At 68.9% G+C, this 19,629-nt stretch carries 13 protein-coding genes, 1 tRNA gene, 1 other RNA gene and 2 pseudogenes; 13 read left to right on the top strand and 4 right to left on the bottom strand.

The window, feature by feature from the left end:
- Window positions 1–245: 245 nt before the first annotated feature.
- A pseudogene (locus tag RF650_RS12730) lies at window positions 246–851 on the top strand (IS3 family transposase); the annotation flags it as partial.
- A gap of 361 nt (window positions 852–1,212) precedes the next feature.
- Here the strand turns inward: RF650_RS12730 and RF650_RS12735 are convergent.
- Window positions 1,213–1,297 (bottom strand) — tRNA-Ser (locus RF650_RS12735).
- 280 nt (window positions 1,298–1,577) lie between these two features.
- Here RF650_RS12735 and ffs point away from each other — a divergent pair.
- The 7 genes and pseudogenes from ffs (at window position 1,578) to RF650_RS12770 (ending at window position 9,437) form a co-directional block, all read left to right on the top strand.
- Window positions 1,578–1,674: signal recognition particle sRNA small type (gene ffs / locus RF650_RS12740), an RNA gene on the top strand.
- A 64-nt stretch (window positions 1,675–1,738) separates the two neighbouring features.
- Window positions 1,739–5,323, top strand: a complete 3,585-nt coding sequence (locus RF650_RS12745) for a DNA polymerase III subunit gamma and tau (RefSeq protein WP_368815104.1) — start codon at window positions 1,739–1,741, stop codon at window positions 5,321–5,323.
- A 48-nt stretch (window positions 5,324–5,371) separates the two neighbouring features.
- The gene (recR, locus tag RF650_RS12750) at window positions 5,372–5,977 is read left to right on the top strand and encodes a recombination mediator RecR (RefSeq protein WP_368815105.1); all 606 of its coding nucleotides are present in this window, start codon (window positions 5,372–5,374) and stop codon (window positions 5,975–5,977) included.
- 143 nt (window positions 5,978–6,120) lie between these two features.
- Window positions 6,121–7,407: an aspartate kinase gene (locus tag RF650_RS12755; protein ID WP_131332235.1), complete on the top strand. Its 1,287-nt coding sequence runs from the start codon at window positions 6,121–6,123 to the stop codon at window positions 7,405–7,407.
- Between the two features lie 14 nt (window positions 7,408–7,421).
- Complete coding sequence (locus RF650_RS12760; RefSeq protein ID WP_082943329.1) at window positions 7,422–7,943, top strand: MarR family winged helix-turn-helix transcriptional regulator; 522 nt, start codon at window positions 7,422–7,424, stop codon at window positions 7,941–7,943.
- Window positions 7,936–8,832 (top strand): annotated as a pseudogene (locus RF650_RS12765) (3-methyladenine DNA glycosylase); the annotation flags it as partial. The gene RF650_RS12760 and the pseudogene RF650_RS12765, both read left to right, overlap by 8 nt.
- 233 nt (window positions 8,833–9,065) lie before the next feature.
- Window positions 9,066–9,437 (top strand): Rieske 2Fe-2S domain-containing protein, encoded by a 372-nt coding sequence (locus RF650_RS12770; protein WP_239317588.1) that lies wholly within the window; start codon window positions 9,066–9,068, stop codon window positions 9,435–9,437.
- Between the two features lie 39 nt (window positions 9,438–9,476).
- Here RF650_RS12770 and RF650_RS12775 read toward each other — a convergent pair whose 3' ends face one another.
- Both RF650_RS12775 and RF650_RS12780 read right to left on the bottom strand, forming a co-directional pair.
- Entirely contained in the window at window positions 9,477–11,294 is a 1,818-nt protein-coding gene (locus RF650_RS12775) for a glycoside hydrolase family 15 protein (protein ID WP_368815106.1), read from the bottom strand.
- 104 nt (window positions 11,295–11,398) lie between these two features.
- Window positions 11,399–12,241 (bottom strand): SDR family oxidoreductase, encoded by an 843-nt coding sequence (locus RF650_RS12780; protein ID WP_131332232.1) that lies wholly within the window; start codon window positions 12,239–12,241, stop codon window positions 11,399–11,401.
- 234 nt (window positions 12,242–12,475) lie between these two features.
- Here RF650_RS12780 and purS point away from each other — a divergent pair, with 234 nt between their 5' ends.
- From purS to cls, 5 genes are all read left to right on the top strand, one after another.
- Entirely contained in the window at window positions 12,476–12,733 is a 258-nt protein-coding gene (purS, locus tag RF650_RS12785) for a phosphoribosylformylglycinamidine synthase subunit PurS (RefSeq protein ID WP_368815107.1), read from the top strand.
- 2 nt (window positions 12,734–12,735) lie between these two features.
- Window positions 12,736–13,527, top strand: a complete 792-nt coding sequence (purQ, locus tag RF650_RS12790) for a phosphoribosylformylglycinamidine synthase subunit PurQ (protein ID WP_368815108.1) — start codon at window positions 12,736–12,738, stop codon at window positions 13,525–13,527.
- Between the two features lie 160 nt (window positions 13,528–13,687).
- Entirely contained in the window at window positions 13,688–15,985 is a 2,298-nt protein-coding gene (gene purL, locus RF650_RS12795; RefSeq protein WP_368815109.1) for a phosphoribosylformylglycinamidine synthase subunit PurL, read from the top strand.
- 39 nt (window positions 15,986–16,024) lie between these two features.
- The gene (locus tag RF650_RS12800; protein ID WP_131332230.1) at window positions 16,025–16,540 is read left to right on the top strand and encodes a GNAT family N-acetyltransferase; all 516 of its coding nucleotides are present in this window, start codon (window positions 16,025–16,027) and stop codon (window positions 16,538–16,540) included.
- A gap of 13 nt (window positions 16,541–16,553) precedes the next feature.
- Window positions 16,554–18,044, top strand: coding sequence for a cardiolipin synthase (gene cls / locus RF650_RS12805; RefSeq protein ID WP_131332229.1), 1,491 nt, complete (start codon window positions 16,554–16,556; stop codon window positions 18,042–18,044).
- A 181-nt stretch (window positions 18,045–18,225) separates the two neighbouring features.
- Here the strand turns inward: cls and RF650_RS12810 are convergent, their stop codons facing one another.
- Window positions 18,226–19,290 carry an alcohol dehydrogenase gene (locus RF650_RS12810; protein WP_368815110.1) on the bottom strand — a complete coding sequence of 355 codons (1,065 nt, stop codon included), beginning with the start codon at window positions 19,288–19,290 and terminating at the stop codon, window positions 18,226–18,228.
- Between the last annotated feature and the right edge of the window lie 339 nt (window positions 19,291–19,629).

Genomic DNA, 19,629 nt, shown 5'->3' on the forward strand with positions numbered 1-19,629 from the left:
TGACGGCACGGTCTCGACCACCAGGGTGAACGAGGAGCGGTGCCGCTCGATCGTGAGCACGTGGACATCGGGCAGGTCGAAGAGCGCGCACGCCGGCGCGCACATAGCATGGGACACATCGAGGCCTTCGAGGACGGTTGGATTCAGCACCCCCATCCTGGAGGCCTCGACCCCTACCCGACCCCCGTGACACGCACCCCGCTTGGGCCCTTACCCACACTCATTTGGGAAGGGCCGGCAAACCCAAGCGCGGCAAGGGCCGCCGCCCCGGCCCTCCCGTCCACGACGATCTTTGCGCGGTCACGGACGAGTCCGGACGCACCCGTCACGTGTTCGCGGCGGACGCGCCGAATGAACTGTGGCTGACCGACATCACGGAACACAAGACCGCCGAAGGCAAGCTCTACCTCTGCGCGATCAAAGACGTGTTCAGCGGCCGCATTGTGGGCTACTCGATCGATTCGAGGATGAAGTCCCGGCTGGCCGTTCAGGCCCTCGAGAACGCCGTCGCGATGCGCGGCGACGTCGCCGGCTGCGTGGTGCATAGCGATAGAGGTAGTCAATTTCGCAGTCGGAAGTTCCTGCGTGCGCTGACCCGTCATCGCATGGTCGGATCGATGGGCAGAGTCGGCTCCAGCGGCGATAACGCAGCCATGGAGAGCTTCTTCGCTCTGCTGCAGAAGAACGTCCTCGACCGCCGCTCCTGGACCACCCGCGAACAGCTGAGGATCGCAATCATCACCTGGATCGAACGGACCTACCACCGCCGCCGACGCCAATCCCGGCTCGGGCGTTTGACGCCCATCGAGTTCGAGACCACCATGAACACGGCCGTCGAACTGGCGGCGTGACTACAACCTGTCACCTATCCGTGCAGCAGTCCCGGCCTCTTGACGAGTCTTGCCCTGCCCAACCACCCGAATCGAGCGCTCACCATGCTTGATACTGCGCTTCGCCCGGTAGCCGCGCCAGATCGCGCCCGACGGAAGTTGGCGTTCGAACTCATAGACAGTGCCCTCACCGTAGCCGCGCACACGCTGCTTGCGCTTTCGGTTGGCGAATTTGCTGCGCGGAGAGGGCGCGTCCGACAGATCATCGGTTGAGCGACGGTCATCTTCGTCGGGGGGTGGTCCATGTCACCCTACTCGCGGCGTGTCGATGGCATGAGGATGGCCCGCCTCCCGCGTAAACACGCGGCAGACGGGCCAATCGCGGAGGATGGGGGATTTGAACCCCCGAGGGCGTTAACCCAACACGCGTTCCAGGCGTGCGCCATAGGCCGCTAGGCGAATCCTCCAGGCACGCACGTGCATCACATCCGTGGGCAACGTGCGGCCATCAGCATAACGGAACTGGGCGGGCGGGCGCGAATCGGGAAGGTAGCCGCCCGGAAATGCCACGCCGAGCGACGTCGTCAACGCACCCGCGCCGCGCAACTGTTCTGACGCCAGTTGACCCGCCAGTTAGCCGGGGAACCGGTCACCGCCGGCCACGAACTGCATCGGGCCCACTTCATCGCACGATCCTCGACGGCACCGCTCGGTTCGAACTCCTCGCCGGCTTGAGCTAAAGTATGGGGCAGCCCCTCGTGTGGCGCCATCTCGTAAAACTCCCCCAGGACCGGAAGGTAGCAAGGGTATATGGGCTCTGGCGGGTGCACGGGGGGTCTTTTCGTACCCGGCTCCCCACCTCCGCGAGTGCGCTGTGCGCGTCCGAGTCCCCGGCTAAGGTTTCATACGTGACTACCGCCCTGTACCGTCGCTATCGCCCGGAGACCTTTCAGGATGTCATCGGTCAGGAACACGTGACCGAGCCCCTGATGACCGCGCTGCGCAAGAACAGGGTCAATCACGCCTATCTCTTCTCCGGCCCGCGCGGCTGCGGTAAGACCACGTCCGCGCGCATCCTGGCCCGCTGCCTCAACTGCGCGGAAGGGCCCACGGCCACACCGTGCGGTCACTGCGAGTCCTGCCAGGATCTGGCCCGGGACGGTGCCGGCTCACTGGACGTCATCGAGATGGACGCGGCCTCCCACGGCGGCGTGGATCATGCCCGTGACCTGCGGGAACGCGCCACGTTCGCCCCCGTCCGGGACCGCTACAAGATCTTCATCATCGACGAGGCCCACATGGTCACGCGGGAGGGCTTCAACGCCCTGCTGAAGATCGTGGAGGAACCGCCGGAGCACGTGAAGTTCATCTTCGCCACCACCGAGCCCTCCAAGGTGCTCACCACCATCCGCTCCCGCACGCACCACTACCCCTTCCGCCTCGTTCCCCCGGAACCACTCATGCGCTACCTCGAGCAGCTGTGCCAGGAGGAGGGCGTCACCACCGAACCGGGCGTCCTGTCCCTCGTGGTGCGCGCCGGCGGCGGCTCGGTGCGTGATTCGCTCTCCGTCCTGGATCAGCTCATGGCCGGCTCCGACGACGGCGGCATCACCTACGATCTCGCGGTCGCCCTGCTGGGCTACACGCACGCGGCCCTGCTCGACGACGTCGTGGACGCCTTCGCCGCCGGCGACGCCGCCACGGTCTTCGCGTCCGTGGACCGCGTCATCCAAACCGGGCAGGACCCCCGCCGTTTCGTGGAGGACCTGCTCGAGCGCTTCCGCGACCTGGTGGTGGTCAACGCGGTCCCCGATTCCGCCGCGAACATCCTGCACGGGATGCCCACGGACCAGATCAACCGGTTGCGGAACCAGGCCACCCAGCTGGGCGCGGCCGAGCTCTCCCGCTCCGCGGACATCACCAACGAGGCCCTCAACGAGATGACCGGGGCCACCTCCCCGCAGTTGCACCTGGAACTGCTGTGCGCCCGCATCCTACTGCCCTCGGCGGACCACACAACGCGCGGCATCACGTCCCGGGTGGACCGTTTGGAACGCCGCCTGAGCATTCCTCGGGGCACCGGAATTCGTACGACGGCGCACGACGCCGCGTCGTCGTCCCCCGCGGTGGAACCGACCGCACGCGGAAGCCAGGAGCCCACATCTCCGGAACAATCCGGCACCGCCGCGCCGGCACCCGCGTCGCACGACGCCCCCGCACCGGAATCCGCCGGGGTACCTTCCCCGATGCCCCCCGCGCTCGACGACGCCGCAACGGACTCCGTTGCCCCGTCGCAGCCCGTGCGCCCGGACGGGTCTGCCGTGGACGGCGCGGACGGTTCCGCAACGGGTCGCCCCGCGGAGGAGACCCCGGACGTCCAGGAACCCACGGACCCGCAGGACGAGTCCGAACAGCCCGAGGGCAGCAGCCACCCCGCCGCTGCGGACCCCGTTCCGGAAGGCGACCGCGGCCCCGACGCCCAGCACCCGCCCGCGGACGGCACGACCGACACCCGCTCCCCCGCGGCACAGGACGCGGGAGCCGGGGTCCCGGCACGCATGCAACAACGGGAGACGCCGAACCAGTACGGGTCCCAGCGGCCTGACGACGACGCATCCCGCCAGTACGCGCAGGGCGAGCCTCGCCGTGACGTCGCGCCACACGATGACCACCAGCCGCAAGCCCCGCAGGCGTCCGAGGAGCAGGCCGCCCCGAGCGATGTCACCAGCGGTGAACTGGAACTGCTGCGTTCCTCGTGGCCCGAGATCGTGTCCGCGCTCGCGGAGATCCGCCGCGTGGCCTGGGCCATCACCGTGCGAGGAACGCCCATCTCGTTCGAGAACCGCACTCTACGGATCGCGTTCGAGAACGACGGCGACCTCCTGAACTTCCCCCGCTTCGAGGCGGACGTCCGTAATGCCATCCAGAGCGTGGTGGGGCTGGATTGTGCAGTGGAAGCAGTGCGCCCCGGTGACACGCGCGGCCTGCAGGACACCCCGGGTGCGGGTGGTCCGCCGTCGAACGCGGGCCGTGGCACCGGGCCCGGTCCCGGGCGGGACGCCGGCGGTGGACAGGGTTACCGGGGAGATCGCCCCGCGCCCCGGGGCGGCGGGCCCCAGAATGCTCAGGGATCCCGACAGGATCGCGGATCGCAGCAGGACCGGAGTTATCAACGCGACGATTCCTCCTCGGAGCACGGCCAACAGTACGGATCCGGCTCACGGCGAGACACCGGTGCATCTCGCGGCGACGGACCCACCGGGCGGGACACCAGGCTGAACGCCTCGAGCCGGGCCGGATCCTCCGACCAACCGGACTATTTCCGCGAGCCGGAGGGCTTCGGGGTCAATCGTCGTCGGGGCAATCCTCCCGCGCCCGACCGTGAACCGACACCGGAACGCGAGTCGCGGTCCATGCCCGATTCCGCCTCTCGTTCCACGCCCGGCACTGACCGGTCCTCCGTGCCCGCTTCCTCGTCGCACTCAGCGCCCGCATCCGCCCCGGACGACGACGAACCCGTCACCTCGTGGTCCGTAGCCTCCATTCCCCAACCGGGTTTCGCCGCACCGAGCGGCGGGGATTCCACGTCGAAAACCGCCGATGCGGCGCCCACGCGTGATGATTCGGACCAGAATCCGGACACGTCCGATAGCTCCGTGGGCGACTCCTCCAGGGACGATGCCCACCGAGCGACGGATTCCCCGGCGGACGACCGCGCTGGCACCGGCGATTCCACCTCGGTTCCGTCTCGTGAGGGCTTGGGCAGTGCCAGTGACTCCGCGGACGTCGGCGCGACCTCGTGGACCCCTGGTGCCCCCGCGTCGGATGGCCCCGGGTCTGATGTTCCCGCTTCCGATGACTCCGCGGCGTTCGAGTCCCACGATTCCGGGGCCGCTTCCGGCGGGCCCGATCTGTCCATGCGTGACGGTTCCATGCGGGATGGTTCCGTGCGCGACGGCTCCGTGCCCGAGGACCCCGCATCCGGTGCTCCTTCCTTCCGTGCCCCGCAGCCGCGAGATCGCGGCCCGGAGTACTGGAGCCCGGAGGAACCGCCGCCCCCACCGGAGGATGACCCCCCGGCGGACATGTACGACGAACCCGTGCCCCGAGCGCCGTCGCCCGCGAGGGATCGTAGGGCCCAGGGCGGGAACGGCCCCGGCGGCGACAACCCGGCGGGCCCCGGTCCCGACCACGACGGGCGCGGGAACACCCGCCCCGGCGGCGTCGTCCCTCGCGAGAACGGCCACACCCGCCCCGGTGGGAACCGCCCGAGCTGGCGAGAGCGCCACGCGGAAGCGATTGCCGCAGCGGAACGGCGCTCCACCGACATCGCGCCCCCGACCTCGCGCAGCCCCGGCATGGAGGACGAGAACTTCGTCCCGGGCGCGGACGACGAATCCCTCGAGGACTCGTCCCTGTACGGGCGGGCGGCCATCGAGCGCATCCTGGGCGGCATGCTCATCGACGAGCACGCCCACGGAACGGATCAGTGACCGGGCCCATCGCCCCGCTGATCACGAACACGACAATGAAGGAGCACGGTGTACGAAGGACCGGTCCAGGACCTCATCGATGAGCTGGGGAGGTTGCCGGGTATCGGCCCCAAGTCCGCGCAGCGCATCGCCTTCCACCTGTTGGACGCGGACAAGGACGAGGTCCAACAGCTCGTGGAGGCCATCACCACGGTGAAGACCTCGGTGTCGTTCTGCGTGATCTGCGGCAACGTCACAGAGCAGGAGGAGTGTGCGATCTGCCGGGACGCCCGCCGGGACCGCAGCGTGATCTGCGTGGTCGAGGAGTCCAAGGACGTCATGGCCATCGAACGCACCCGCAGCTACCGGGGGATGTACCACGTGCTGGGCGGCGCGATCTCGCCGCTGCAGGGTGTGGGACCGGATCAGCTGCGCATCCGCGAGCTGATGACCCGGTTGTCGGACGAGACAGTTCAGGAGATCGTGCTGGCCATGGACCCCAACCTGGAGGGCGAGGCCACCTCCACGTACCTCACCAGGATGTTGAAAACGCTGGGTATCCGGGTCACCCGGCTGGCCTCGGGGCTGCCTGTGGGCGGTGACCTCGAATACGCCGACGAAGTCACGCTGGGCAGGGCCTTCGAGGGACGCACGGTGGTCTCCGAGGCCCGCTGAGGCCCGTAACATTCGCGTCCCTCTTTGTGTCCACGAATGCTCGCTCGACTCCGTGCGGCTGCGGGTGAGCGGATAGCATGGATCACTGATCCCGCGAGACCGCCCGTGCGTTCGGGCCGGGTGCCTGCCTGTGAGAGGAATGTATGAGCCTCATTGTCCAGAAGTTCGGCGGTTCATCGGTCGCCGATGCCGACGGTGTCCGCCGGGTCGCCCGGCGAGTAGCCGAGACCAGGAACGCCGGCCACCAGGTGGTCGTGGTCGTCTCCGCGATGGGTGACACCACGGACGACCTCCTGGACCTCGCCGGTGAGGTGGCCCGCAAACCACCGGCTCGCGAGTTGGACATGCTGTTGACCTCCGGGGAACGCATCTCCATGGCCCTGTTGGCCATGGCCATCTCCGACCTCGGCGTTCCCGCGCAGTCCTTCACCGGATCCCAGGCCGGAATGATCACGGACGGCGCCCACGGTGCGGCCAAGCTCGTGGAGGTCAGCCCCCTCCGAGTGCGTGAGGCGCTCGACCACGGCAACGTCGCGATCATTGCCGGGTTCCAGGGCGTCAACCGCTCCTCCAGGGACATCACCACGCTGGGCCGCGGCGGTTCGGACACCACCGCCGTGGCGCTCGCCGCCGCCCTGGACGCGGACGTGTGTGAGATCTACTCGGACGTGGACGGCGTCTACACCGCGGACCCCCGCATCGTCCCCACCGCCCAGAAACTGGACCGGGTCTCCTCCGAGGAGATGCTCGAGCTCGCCGCCAACGGCGCCAAGATCCTGCACCTGCGCTGCGTGGAGTACGCCCGCCGCTTCAACGTGCCGTTACACGTCCGTTCGTCTTTCAGTCACAACGAGGGCACCATGGTCATCCCCAGCCCGCACGAGAACCTCACGCCGCAGAAGGAGATCCCCTTGGAACAGCCGCTGATCGCCGGTATCGCTCATGATCGCAGCCAGGCCAAGATCACCATCGTGGGGGTCCCCGACCGCCCCGGGATCGCCGCGCGGATCTTCCGGTTGCTGGCCGACTCCAAGGTGGACGTGGACATGATCGTCCAGAACGTCTCCACCGGCGAGAACCCGCTCACCGATGTGTCCTTCACCCTGGCCGAGTCCCAGGGTGACCTGGCCATGAACCTGCTGCGTGCCGCCGAAGAGAAGATCGGCTATGCGAGCCTGGACTACGACGACGAGGTGGGCAAGCTCTCCCTCGTGGGCGCCGGTATGAAGACCAACACCGGCGTGGCGTTCACGTTCTTCGAGGCGCTCGCGGAGAGCGACATCAACGTGGACATGATCTCCACGTCCGAGGTCCGGATCTCGATCATCACGTCCATCGCCAAGCTCGACGAGGCCGTCCGGGCCGTGCACACGGCGTTCGGTCTGGACTCGGACGAGACCGCCACGGTGTACGGGGGTACGGGACGCTGACCCCGGCTTCATCCATGAGTTCTGATTCGGACCCGTCCGAGGATCCCCGGCTCGCCGAGATCATCGACTTCCTGGGTGGTTCGGACGAATCCGCCGTCGAGGATCCGCTGTCCCTGGCGGACCAGCTGTGCTTCTCGTTGTCCGTGGCGTCACGCAGGGTCGCGCACAGCTACCGCCCCGTGCTGGAGCCCCTGGGACTGACGCTGCCCCAGTACCTCGTGATGCTCGCGCTGTGGGATGCCAACCCGCGCACGGTGAAGGACCTGGGCGAGCAGCTCATGCAAGATTCGGCAACGCTCTCGCCCCTGCTCAAACGCTTGGAGGCCCGCGGTTACCTCACGCGGGAACGCGATCCGCACAACGAGCGGGCCCTTGCCGTGACTCTCACGGAGGAGGGCGCGCGTCTGCAGGACGGGGCGCAGGCCGTGCAACCGGAGATGATGCGCCGGTTGCGGTTGTCCCCTCAACAGGTCCGGTTGCTGAACCGCGGAATGCAGCGGTTGATCGACAACACCCAGGACGCCGAGAGTGCATGAGGCGCTGACCCGGGAGGAGTGGTCACGCCGGGCGCACTCGCACGCGGAGCGGGTGGCGCCCCACACCCGGCCGTTCCTGGACCGGCGATCCCGCGGGGAAAAGCATCCCGTGGAGGACTTCCTGTTCACGTACTACACGCTGTCCCCGGCCCAGTTCACGCGGTGGCACCCTGGGCCCGGCATCATCCTCTTGGAGGCCTCGGAGCGCGAGGGCTGGAAGCACTACCGTCCCGCGACGACCGCGGAGCTCGAGGCGGCGGGCGTGGGGGAGGGCGTGAGCGGCGTCGTCGTCGCGGTGGAGGAATTCGTGGCCGAGCGGGGCACCGCGGTGCGGTTCACCCGCGAGATCCTCGCGAACACCTTGGCCAGGAGCGGGACGTTCGATTGCTTCGGGCTGCATGAGTGGGCCATGGCCTACCGCGCGCAGAGCAACGGTGTGCGCCACGAGGACGCGCCGTTGCGGTTGGGGGCGTCCGGGACGGACGACGTGGTGGAGGCCCACCGGATCCGCTGCTCGCACTTCGACGCGTTCCGTTTCTTCCAGCCCCAGGCCGTGGAACGCAACGAGCTGCAGCCCACGCGCGAGTCACAGCGCCGCATGGAACAGCCGGGGTGCCTGCACGCGAGCATGGACCTGTACAAGTGGGCCTACAAGTTGTTGCCCGCGGTGGATTCGGACCTGCTCGCGGACTGCTTCGACCTCGCGTGGGACGTGCGGGTGACCGACATGGAGGCCTCCCCCTACGACCTCACGGAATGGGGGTACGAGCCCGTGCGGATCGAGACGCCCGAGGGCAAGGCCGAGTACGTCCGGCGCCAGCGCGCCTTCGCGCAGCGGGGTAATCGGCTGCGAGAGCGCTTGGCGGCGGCCGTCGAGCGGCTCCTGGACGGGGTCGACGACGCCGCGTCCGCGCCGCTCGATTCCGCCGGCTCCGCGCCCCGGCCACGCCGTTCGGACGACGCCGCGGTGCCCGTCCGCGCGGCCGGGCATGATGGCGCGACGAGGCAGTCCGGAGCGGGCGGGCACATCGGCGCTATGGCGCGGACCGGAGCAGTCGGACGGAACGGCGCGAGCGGCGTCGTCATGCAGGGCCGAACCGCTCGGACCCGCGGAGACCGTTCATGAGGCCCGGGGAAACCGCCCACGGATGGGAACGGATCACCGTGGTCTCCGCGGTGGCGGAACCCCTCGACTTCGTGACCGCCCGCTCGAGCGCGGGCCCGGTGCTCGTGACCCGGGATGCCGGCGGGACGCTGCACGTGCTGTCCAACACGTGCCCACACCAGCAGGCCACGGTGTGCCGGGAGGCCGCGGGGCGCGCCGAGAGCTTCGAGTGTCCCAACCACTACTGGGTGTTCGGCCCGGACGGCCGGTTCCTGGGCTCGCGACTGGCCATGGCCGCCGGTCGGCAGCTGCCGCACGACCCGGCCAAGGACCTCCCCGCGGCCGCCGTGGATGTGGTGGACGGCTGGGTGGTGGCGCGCTTCGACTGAGCGGACCTCGGCGTTCGTCGTCCCCTGCTGCAGCGCATCCTACTCGAGCGCCGCCTGCTCAAGTGCCACGGCGGCGTTGAGCAGGGCCAGGTGGCTGAGAGCCTGCGGGAAGTTGCCCAGGAACGAGTTGTCCTCGGGGTCGATCATCTCGGTGAACAACCCCACGTCATTGGCGAGAGGGAGCATCTCGTCCATGAGGTCCACGGCCTCCTCGCGACGGCCCACCGTGGCCAGCGCCGCTACGGTCCAGAACGAGCACGCCACGAACGCTCCCTCCTCCTTCTCCATGCCGCTGTAGCGGTACATGAGCGGACCGCGGCCCAGCTCCTCCCGAACGGCGTCGATGGTCGAGGACATGCGGGGACCACGATCGAACCCGGTCATCGCGTGCAGCAACACGGACACGTCCAGCTCGTCGGTTCCCGGGTACCAGACGTACGCGCCCCGTTCCTCGCTCCAGCCCTCGGTCTCGATCCACTCCCGGATCCGTTCCCGTTCCGAGCGCCACCGGTCCACGCACCCGGGGATGTGACCGGCCTCCGCCAGTTTCACGGCCCGGTCCAGGCCGTGCCAGCACCCCAGCTTGGAGCTCGTGTAGTGCCGGTGCTCAGGCAGTTCCCACATCCCGGAGTCGGGGCGGCGCCACAGGTCGCACACCGCGTCCGCGAGGTCGGCGAGCATTCGGGCGGTGGCGGTGTCCAGCACGTTGCCGCCGCCCACGTAGAGGTGCGCGATGTCGAAGACGTCCCCGTACACGCCCAACTGCAACTGGTCCGCGGCATCGTTGCCCGAGACCACGGGGCCGATCCCTCGCCACCCGGGGGCGTCGTACTCGGTCATCTCGGAGGCGGGGACCTCGCCGTCGAAGCGGTTGAGGACGCGCAGGTCGGGGGTCTGTGCCCGGGCTCGGCGCAGGATCGTGGACACCTGCGCGTGCACGTCCTCCTGCTCCCCCAGTCGCAACAGCGAGTGCAGGGTGTAGGTGGCGTCACGGATCCACGCGAAGCGGTAATCGAAGTTCTTGGTGCCCTCCCTGTTCTCGGGAAGGGACGTGGTCGCCGCGGCCGCCACGGACCCCGACGGGCTGTGGCTGAGCAGTTTGAGCGCGAGGGCGCTGCGTTCGACCTCCGCGCGGTAGGGACCGTCGTAGTCGAGCAGATCACGCCATCGGCGCCACGTGTCCCGGGTCATGGCCAGGTTCTTGCGGATCTCACGGGGCGAGGGCAGGCGCAAGGGCTCACCGTGCGTGGCGACCACCGCGAGCAGATGCTCGGACTCGGGGCGCGTGGTGAACCGCCCGGAGATCTGCCGGGTCCCCACCTGCGGTTCCCCCGCGTCGTCGGTGCGGACCCCCATGCCCACCCGGTTCGTGCGCAGCACGGGCTCCCCCGCGATCATCTCGACCCACGGGGAGACGGTGTTGAACATGGTGCCCGGGGCCACCCGCCACACCATGGCCACGTTCCCGGTCACACCGTCCACCGAGCGGACCAGTTCGTTCCACGGCAATTGCCCCGTGGACCCCATGTTGAGGGAATCGGTGACCCGCACGGTCCCCGAGGCCGTGGAGAACGTGGTGGTCAGGATGTTGGTCCCGGGGACGTACTCCCGGGTGACCTCGAACTCCTCCTCCGGGCGCAGCTCGATGCACCCGCCGTGCTCGGCGTCGAGCAGCTTGGCGAACGGCGGCGCGGAGTCCAGGTCCGGGATGGGGTACCAGTCCACGGATCCGTCCTGGGCCACCAGCGCCACGGTGCGCCCGTTACCCAGGGCTGCGTAGGAACGCAGGTCCACGTAGCCGTCCCGGCGCCGGGACACCTTGTTCAGGGGCTCGGCGCGGTCGGGGGTTGCGTTCACGGGGCTCGTTTCTCTCGTGGGGCGGGACGGGAGGACGGCGGATCGCGCCGCGGGAACGGCACGACCCGCCATCCGGAGGACTCGCTGACGTCAGCGCGGCCGGGTCACAGGATCGGGCTGCCGCCGGTGACGGCGATCCTCGCCCCGGAGACGTAACTGCCGTCGTCGGACGCGAGCAACACGTACACCGGGGCCAGTTCTGCGGGCTGGCCGGCGCGCCCGAGGGGCTCCGCGTCCCCGAAGCTCTCGAGCTGCTCCGCGGGGATGGTCGAAGGGATCAACGGTGTCCAGACGGGCCCGGGGGCCACGCTATTGACGCGGATCCCGCGCTCCCCGAGCAACTGCGCGAGACTGGCCGAGAAGTTGGCGATCGCCGCCTTGGTCGCCGCGTACGGCGCCAGGGTGGGGACCGGCATGTCCGAATTGACCGACGAACTGCCGATGATCGCCGATCCCGGCGCCATGTGCGGCACGGCCGCCTTGGCCAGGTGGAAGTACGCCCCCACGTTGAGCTTGAAGGTGTGCTCCCACTCCTCGTCGGGGATCTCCTCGAGGCTCTCGCGCGTCATCTGGTAGGCGGCGTTGCTCACGAGCACGTCCACCTTGCCGAACTCCTCCACGGCCTTCGCGATCACGGCACGGCAGTGCGCCGCTTCGGACAGGTCCCCGGGGACCAGGACGGCCTTGCGTCCCGCCTCCTCGATGTATCGGGCGACGTCGCGGGCGTCTCGTTCCTCCTCGGGCAGGTAGGTGATCAGCACGTCCGCGCCCTCGCGGGCGTAGGCGATAGCCACCGCTCGGCCGATCCCGGAGTCACCACCGGTGACGACCGCGGCCTTGCCCTCGAGCTTGCCCGATCCGCGGTAGCTGTCCTCACCGCAATCGGGGACGGGGTTCATCTCGGCCTGCAGTCCGGGGGCCTCTTGCTGTTGTTCAGGGAATCCCATGACAGTGTCCTCTCTGGTGGAGCGGGTCCGGGCGAGCTCTCGCGCTTCGCCGACCCGGTGACCGGGAGGGCTCCCGGGCGGGCCGACGCTCAGCACACTTTCCATCGTAGGGGACGCCCGTGTCCGGAAACATCCCCTGCGGGCCGCGCACGGCAGCTCTGCCGTCTGCCCGCGGCCCACCCGCGGGCCGATAGGATGGGCGAGGATTGGCCCGTAAGCGCAGGAGTAGTGGAAATGGCCCGTATCGTCGTTGACGTCATGCCCAAACCGGAAATCCTTGACCCGCAGGGCAAGGCGATCGCGAATGAGTTGCCCCGGATCGGGCTCAGCGGTTTCACGGAGCTGCGCCAGGGCCGCCGGTTCGAACTCACGGTCGAGGGCGAAGCGGACGAGCAGGTGCTCGCCCAGGCCCGCGAAGCCGCGGAGAAGCTACTGTCCAACCCGGTGATCGAGGACGTCGTGAACGTCTCCGTGGCCCCCGAGGAGGACTGAGCGTGGCCCAGAACCTCACGGCCGAGCAGACGCCCCTCGTGGCGGACCTCTCCGAACCCGCCACCGATTCTCGATTCGCGGACGTGCGGGTGGGTGTCGTGACCTTCCCGGGCACGCTCGACGACCGCGACGCCGCTCGCGCCGTCGAGATCGCCGGCGGCACCGCGGTGCAGCTGTGGTACGCAGACAAGGACCTCGACGGTGTGGACGCCGTGATCCTGCCCGGTGGCTTCTCCTACGGGGACTACCTGCGCGCCGGTGCGATCGCCCGCTTCGCCCCCCTCATGGACAGGATCGTGGACGCTGCCAATGCCCGGGAGGGCATGCCGGTGCTGGGGATCTGCAACGGTTTTCAGGTGCTCACCGAGGCCCACCTGCTGCCGGGGTCCATGATCAAGAACGAACAGCTCAAGTTCATCTGCCGGGACCAGGCGCTGCGCGTGGAGAACACGGACACCGCGTGGACCGGGCGATTCGAGCAGGGCCAGACCATCGTGGTGCCGCTGAAGAACCAGGACGGGCAGTACGTCGCGGATCAGCGCACCCTGGACGAGTTAGAGGCCGAGCACCGGGTGGTCTTCCGCTACGCGGGCGGCAACCCCAACGGTTCCCGCAACGACATCGCCGGGATCACCAACGCGCGGGGCAACGTGGTGGGACTCATGCCCCACCCCGAGCACGCCGTGGAACCGGGCTTCGGCGCCGATCTTTCCGGCTCCGGTCCGGTCCAGATGCGCCAGGGAACAGACGGGCTGGACGTCTTCGTCTCCGCCCTGGGACACCTGTTGCGCTGACCCGTCCACGCCGCGCTCGCCCGCAGCGAGGACCGCGGCGTCCCGTCCGTTCGTCATCGGGCCAGTTCGGGGAACCACACCCGGCCCACACCATGCCTCCGCGTGAGCGCCCGCCCGGCACCGCACGCCCCATCGTTCGCAAAGGGATCTAGTAGTCGTCATGAGCGAAACCCACTTCAACCTGGACACCGTGGAGCACGCCGCCTCCACCCCGGACACCGAGCTGCCCTGGGCGGAACTGGGGCTGAACGAGACCGAGTTCGAGCGCATCAAGGAGATCCTGGGCCGCCGCCCCACCGCGGCGGAACTGGCCATGTACTCCGTGATGTGGTCTGAACACTGCTCGTACAAGTCCTCCAAGGTGCACCTGCGCCAGTTCGGGGACAAGGTCACGGACGAGATGCGCAAGAACCTCATGGTGGGCATCGGTGAGAACGCCGGCGTCACGGACATCGGGGACGGTTGGGCCGTGACCTTCAAGATCGAGTCCCATAACCACCCGTCCTACGTGGAGCCCTATCAGGGTGCGGCCACGGGCGTGGGCGGGATCGTGCGAGACATCATCTCCATGGGTGCCCGCCCGGTGGCCGTGATGGACCCGTTGCGTTTCGGCGCGATCGACCACCCGGACACCCAGCGCGTGGTGCACGGGATCGTGGCCGGCGTGGGCGGCTACGGCAATTCGCTGGGGTTGCCGAACATCGGCGGAGAGGTGGAGTTCGACCCGTGCTACCAGGGCAACCCCCTGGTCAACGCGCTCGCCGTGGGTGTGATGCGCCACGAGGACATCCGCTTGGCGAACGCGTCCGGGACGGGCAACAAGGTGGTGCTCTTCGGCGCGCGCACCGGCGGGGACGGGATCGGCGGCGCCTCGGTGCTCGCGTCCGAGTCCTTCGACGACTCCAAGCCCTCCAAACGCCCCGCGGTGCAGGTGGGTGACCCATTCGCGGAGAAGGTGCTCATCGAGTGCTGCCTGGAACTGTTCAAGGGCTCGCTCGTGGAGGGCATCCAGGACCTCGGTGCGGCGGGCATCTCGTGTGCCACGTCCGAGCTCGCGTCCAACGGTGACGGCGGCATGCGCGTGGACCTCACCGAGGTCCTGCTGCGCGATCCGTCCCTGACCCCGGGCGAGATCCTGATGTCCGAGTCGCAGGAACGCATGATGGCCGTGGTCACCCCCGAGAAGGTCGCGGGCTTCGAGGCCGTGATGGCCAAGTGGGACGTGGAGTACTCGTGGATCGGCGAGGTCACGGACACCGGCCGCCTGGTCATCGACTACCAGGGTGAGGTCATCGTGGACGTGGATCCCCGCACCGTGGCCCACGACGGTCCCGTGTACGAACGCCCCTACGTGCGCCCCGAATCCCAGGACGCACTGCAGGCAGCCCACTTCACGGGCTCCCCGGAGGACGCCGCCCGCCCGTCCGGCGCGGAGCTCGGCCCTGCGCTCGTGGAACTGATGGCCTCCCCGAACCTGTGTTCCAAGGACTGGGTCACCGACCAGTACGACCGCTACGTTCAGGGCAACACCGCCATGGCCATGCCGGATGACGCCGGCGTGATCCGCGTGGACGAGCGCACCAACCTGGGCGTGGCCCTTTCCACGGACTCGAACGGTCGCTACACCCGCCTGGACCCGTACCAGGGCGCCCAGTTGGCGCTCGCCCAGGCGTACCGCAACGTGGCCACCGCGGGCGCGCGCCCCGTGGCCGTGTCCGACTGCCTGAACTTCGGTTCCCCCGAGGACCCGGACATCATGTGGCAGTTCGCGGAGGCCGTGCGCGGCCTCTCGGACGGGTGCCAGACCGTGGGTGTGCCCGTGACCGGCGGTAACGTCTCCCTCTACAACCAGACCGGCGGCGTGGCCATTAACCCCACCCCGGTGATCGCCATGATGGGCGTGTTCGACGACGTCACGCGCCGCACGCCCTCGGGCTGGAGTGAGGATGGCCAGGCGATCTACCTGCTCGGCGAGACCGCGGACGAGCTGGACGGCTCCGAGTGGGCGCGTGTGCGCGGCCACCTGGGTGGGTTGCCCCCGCGCGTGGACCTGGCCCGCGAGCGCGTCCTGGGTGACATGCTCATCAACATGTCCCGGGACGGCATGATCGACGCCGCGCACGACGTCGCGGAGGGCGGCCTCGGGGCCACGCTCGCCGAGATGGCGTTGCGCTTCGGCGTGGGCGCCCGGATCGGCCTCGGTGAGGTCGCCGAGCGGGACGGCGTGGACCTGTTCACGCTGTTGTTCTCCGAGACGCAGGGCCGCGCCGTCGTGGCCGTGCCGCGCTCGGAGGAGGTGCGCTTCCAGGACATGTGCACCGTGCGCCGCTACCCGTTCGCGCGGATCGGCGTGGTGGACACCGAGGCCGGGGCCCTGGACTTCCAGGGCGAGTTCACGGTGGCGCTGGACGAGCTGAAGACCGCCCACGCATCAACCCTGCCCCGTCACTTCGGCTGACGGGCCGGGACCACAGCACGAGAACCCTCGGAGGGAGCCATGTTGGACGACATGCCGCGGCCGGTTCCGCCGCAGCCGTTGCGCACGCAGCGGTTGGAGCTGCGCGCGTTCACACCGGATGAACTCGAGGTCGTGGCCGGGGGCTCACGACTGCCCCAGTTCGCGCCGGGTTTCCCCACCCCCGAGAACGAGGACTGGGCCCGGGAGGCGATCGAGGCCGGTGAGCACTTCTTCACGGAGAGCGACTGCGCCCTGCTCGCCGTGATCCGGCTCAGCTCGGGGCAGATCATCGGCGCCGCGGGGTTCGCGGGACCCGCCATGGACCACGAACTGGAGATCAAGGGGGCCATCGTCCCGGAGCACCAGAACCAGGGGCTGGCCACCGAGGCCTTGCGCGCGCTCGTGGACCGCGCATTCGAGGACCCCGGGATCCGTGCGGTGCACGGCTCCGTCCCGGCCGACCACGAACCGGCACGCCGGGTGCTCGTGCGCTGCGGGTTCGTGAAACGACCCTCCGAGGGCTCGGAGGACACCTACTACCTGCGGCGCCCCTGACGAACGGTCACGGATGTACCCCTGGATACCCTTCGACCTGCTCCCCGCGGACACCCTGCCGGAGTGGATCCTCATCATCCTGGCGGTCCTGGACCTGCTCCTGAAGATCCTGGCCCTGGGCTGGATCCCCCATCAGCGCCGTCCGTCCGTGGCGCTCGCGTGGTTGCTCGCCATCTTCCTGATGCCGTACGCGGGGCTCCTGTTGTTCGTGGTGATCGGTTCCACCCGGTTACCGCGTAAACGCATGGCCAAGCAGGCCCGGATGAACCACGTGATCCAGGAGAACACCCCCGAGCGCCTCCCGCTGGGGCCCGAGCTCGCCGAGTACCCGGAATGGGTGCGCACCACCGCGGAGCTGAACCAGAACCTGGGTGCCCTGCCCATGGTGGGCGGTAACGACTTCGAGATCCTCACCGATAACCACGATTCCATGGCCCGGATGGCCCGGGACGTGGACCGCGCCACGGACTACGTGCACTTCGAGTTCTACATCGTGGCCGTGGACCAGGTCTCCCGAGAGCTGCTCAATGCCCTGATCCGCGCCCACGAACGAGGTGTGCGCGTGCGGATCCTGATCGACCACGTGGGGTCCCTGGGTTACCCGGGGTACGCGGAACTGGTCCGCCAGTTCAACCGTTCCGGGGTGCCGTGGCGGCGCATGCTTCCCATCCGCCCGTGGCGCGGTGAGTGGCAGCGCCCGGACCTGCGCAACCACCGCAAGATCCTGGTGGTGGACGGCCAGGTAGCCTACACGGGCTCACAGAACATCATCCACCGCTCCTACAACAAGAAGAAGAACCTGCGGAAGGGCCTCGAGTGGAAGGACCTCATGGTCCGGGGCACGGGATCCGTAGTCACCGAGTTGAACGCGGTGTTCGTCTCGGACTGGTACTCGGAAACCGACGACCTCCTGCTGGACGAGACCCCCGCCGCGCTCGAGCACACGGCCGAGCCCATGTACGCCCAGGTGGTGCCGTCCGGGCCCGGGTTCGAGACCGAGAACAACCTGCGCCTGTTCAACCACCTGATCTACAACGCCAATCACCGCGTAGTGATCTCCAGCCCGTACTTCGTCCCGGACGAGTCCCTGCTCCACGCCATCACCACGGAGGCCCAGGCGGGCGTACGGGTGCAGTTGTTCGTGGGTGAGACCTCGGACCAGTTCCTCGCGCAGCACGCCCAGAACTCGTACTACTCCGAACTCGCGCGCGCCGGGGTGGAGATCTACCGCTACAGCTCCCCCACCGTGCTGCACGCCAAGTTCGTGCTCGTGGACGACATCGTCTCCGTGATCGGTTCCTCCAACATGGACGAGCGTTCCTTCGCGCTGGACCTTGAGGTCTCCGTCCTGATCGTGGACGAGTCGTTCCGCACCCGGATGGAGGACGTCGTGGGGCAGTTCCGCGCCAACTCCACCCTCTTGGACCTGGACGCCTGGGAGAAACGCTCGCTGGGGCGCAAGTTCGTGGAGAACGTCTGCCGCCTTACTTCCGGCCTGCTCTGACGCGCCCCGGACGACGACGCCGCGGGGCCGGGCGCGGCGTGGTCCGTCCCCTCGGTGCCGCCCGCCCGGGGCGGGCGCGAGTGTCCGTTCCTCGTCCGGGTGCGCGAACGCCGTCGCCGCCCGCAGAGATCGGGGTGGCGACGGCGTCGTCGTGCACGGTGGGCACGGGGCCCGGTGCGGATCAGCCCGCTACGAGCACCGCGCGGCCGTTGAACGTGCGGTTGCGCAGGCCGTCCAGCGCGGAGTTGACCTCCTGTGCGGTGAGCGGGAGCTCCGTGATGGGCGGCTTGGGCAGATCCGTGTCCTGGGCGAGCGCCACGAGCTCCTTGAGTTCGGGAAGACTGCCCACGAAATTGCCGCGGATGTTCAGCAGGTTGAACGCGGTGAGCGCGGTGGGGAACTGGTACTGGCCCCCGAACAGGCCCACGCTGACCAGGGTCCCGCCGTTGGCCATGGCGAAGAGCGCGGCGTTGGAGGTGTCCCCGTTGTTGACGAGGTCGATGGCCGCGGCAATCTTCTCCCCGCCGACCCGGACGATGTCGCCCACGAGGTCCTCGCCGCCCACGGCCACCGTGGCGGACGCGCCCACCGCCTGGGCGTTCTTCAGCGCGGCCTCGCTCATGTCCACGGCCACGATGTTCTCGTGACCCAGGGCCTTGAGCACCGCAATGGTCATCAGCCCTACACCGCCCGCGCCGATCACGGCCACGGGCTTATCCGCGGGCAGCGGCATGATCTTCTTGACCGCTGAGTAGGAGGTCAGGCCGGAGCAGGCGAGCGTGGCGCCGAAGGACGGGTCGATGTCGCCCAGCGGCACCAGGTAGCGCTCGTCCGGCACGTGGACCTCCTCTGCGTAGCCGCCGCGGCGCTGCACCGAGAGGTTGCGCTTCTTCCCGCTGCAGTAGTTCTCGCGGTCCTCCGAACAGGCCTGGCACTCGCCGCAACCGATCCACGGGAACACGATGTACTTGGTGTCCCCGGGCGTCACCGTGGCGTCCGGTCCCGCGGCCACGACTTCACCCACGATCTCGTGCCCGAGCACCACGGGGTACTGCGCGCCCGCCGCGGTCAGTTCGTAGCGCCCGGCGCTGCCGAGGTCGAAGTACCCGTCCTGGCAGTGCACGTCCGAGTGGCAGACCCCCGAGTTGGTCACGCGGATCATGACCGCGGAGCCTTCCAGTTCGGGCTGTTCCACCTCGAGTTCCTGGGCTGCTCCACCCGGCTCCGTGTGCGCGAAAACCTTCATGTTTACTCCTTCGTAGCGTATGTGGAAGTCGCCTTACCATGTAAGCTGTGTCACCACTCTAGGCCGCCGGGGTCAATTGTCCACGGGCTCGCTCCCGTCGGTTCGAGGGACGACGACGACGCTCGCGCGCCCCGCGCGGTCAACGGCAGCCGCCGCCCGACTTCGGTCACACGGCGTGGCTCCGGGTGCCGCCGCTATAGGCTCACCGGCGTTGATCTCCTGCCCGAGTAGCGCCACAGCGCCCGACCGCGCCGTCGCCGGTGTTCGCAACCGCCGGGACCGGGTGTGATGAGGCAGGGCAACGTCATGGCCTGGCTCTTCCTGGCCGGGGCCGTCCTC

It is taken from the genome of Kocuria sp. CPCC 205297 (genome assembly GCF_040981035.1).
Classification (GTDB): domain Bacteria; phylum Actinomycetota; class Actinomycetes; order Actinomycetales; family Micrococcaceae; genus Kocuria; species Kocuria marina.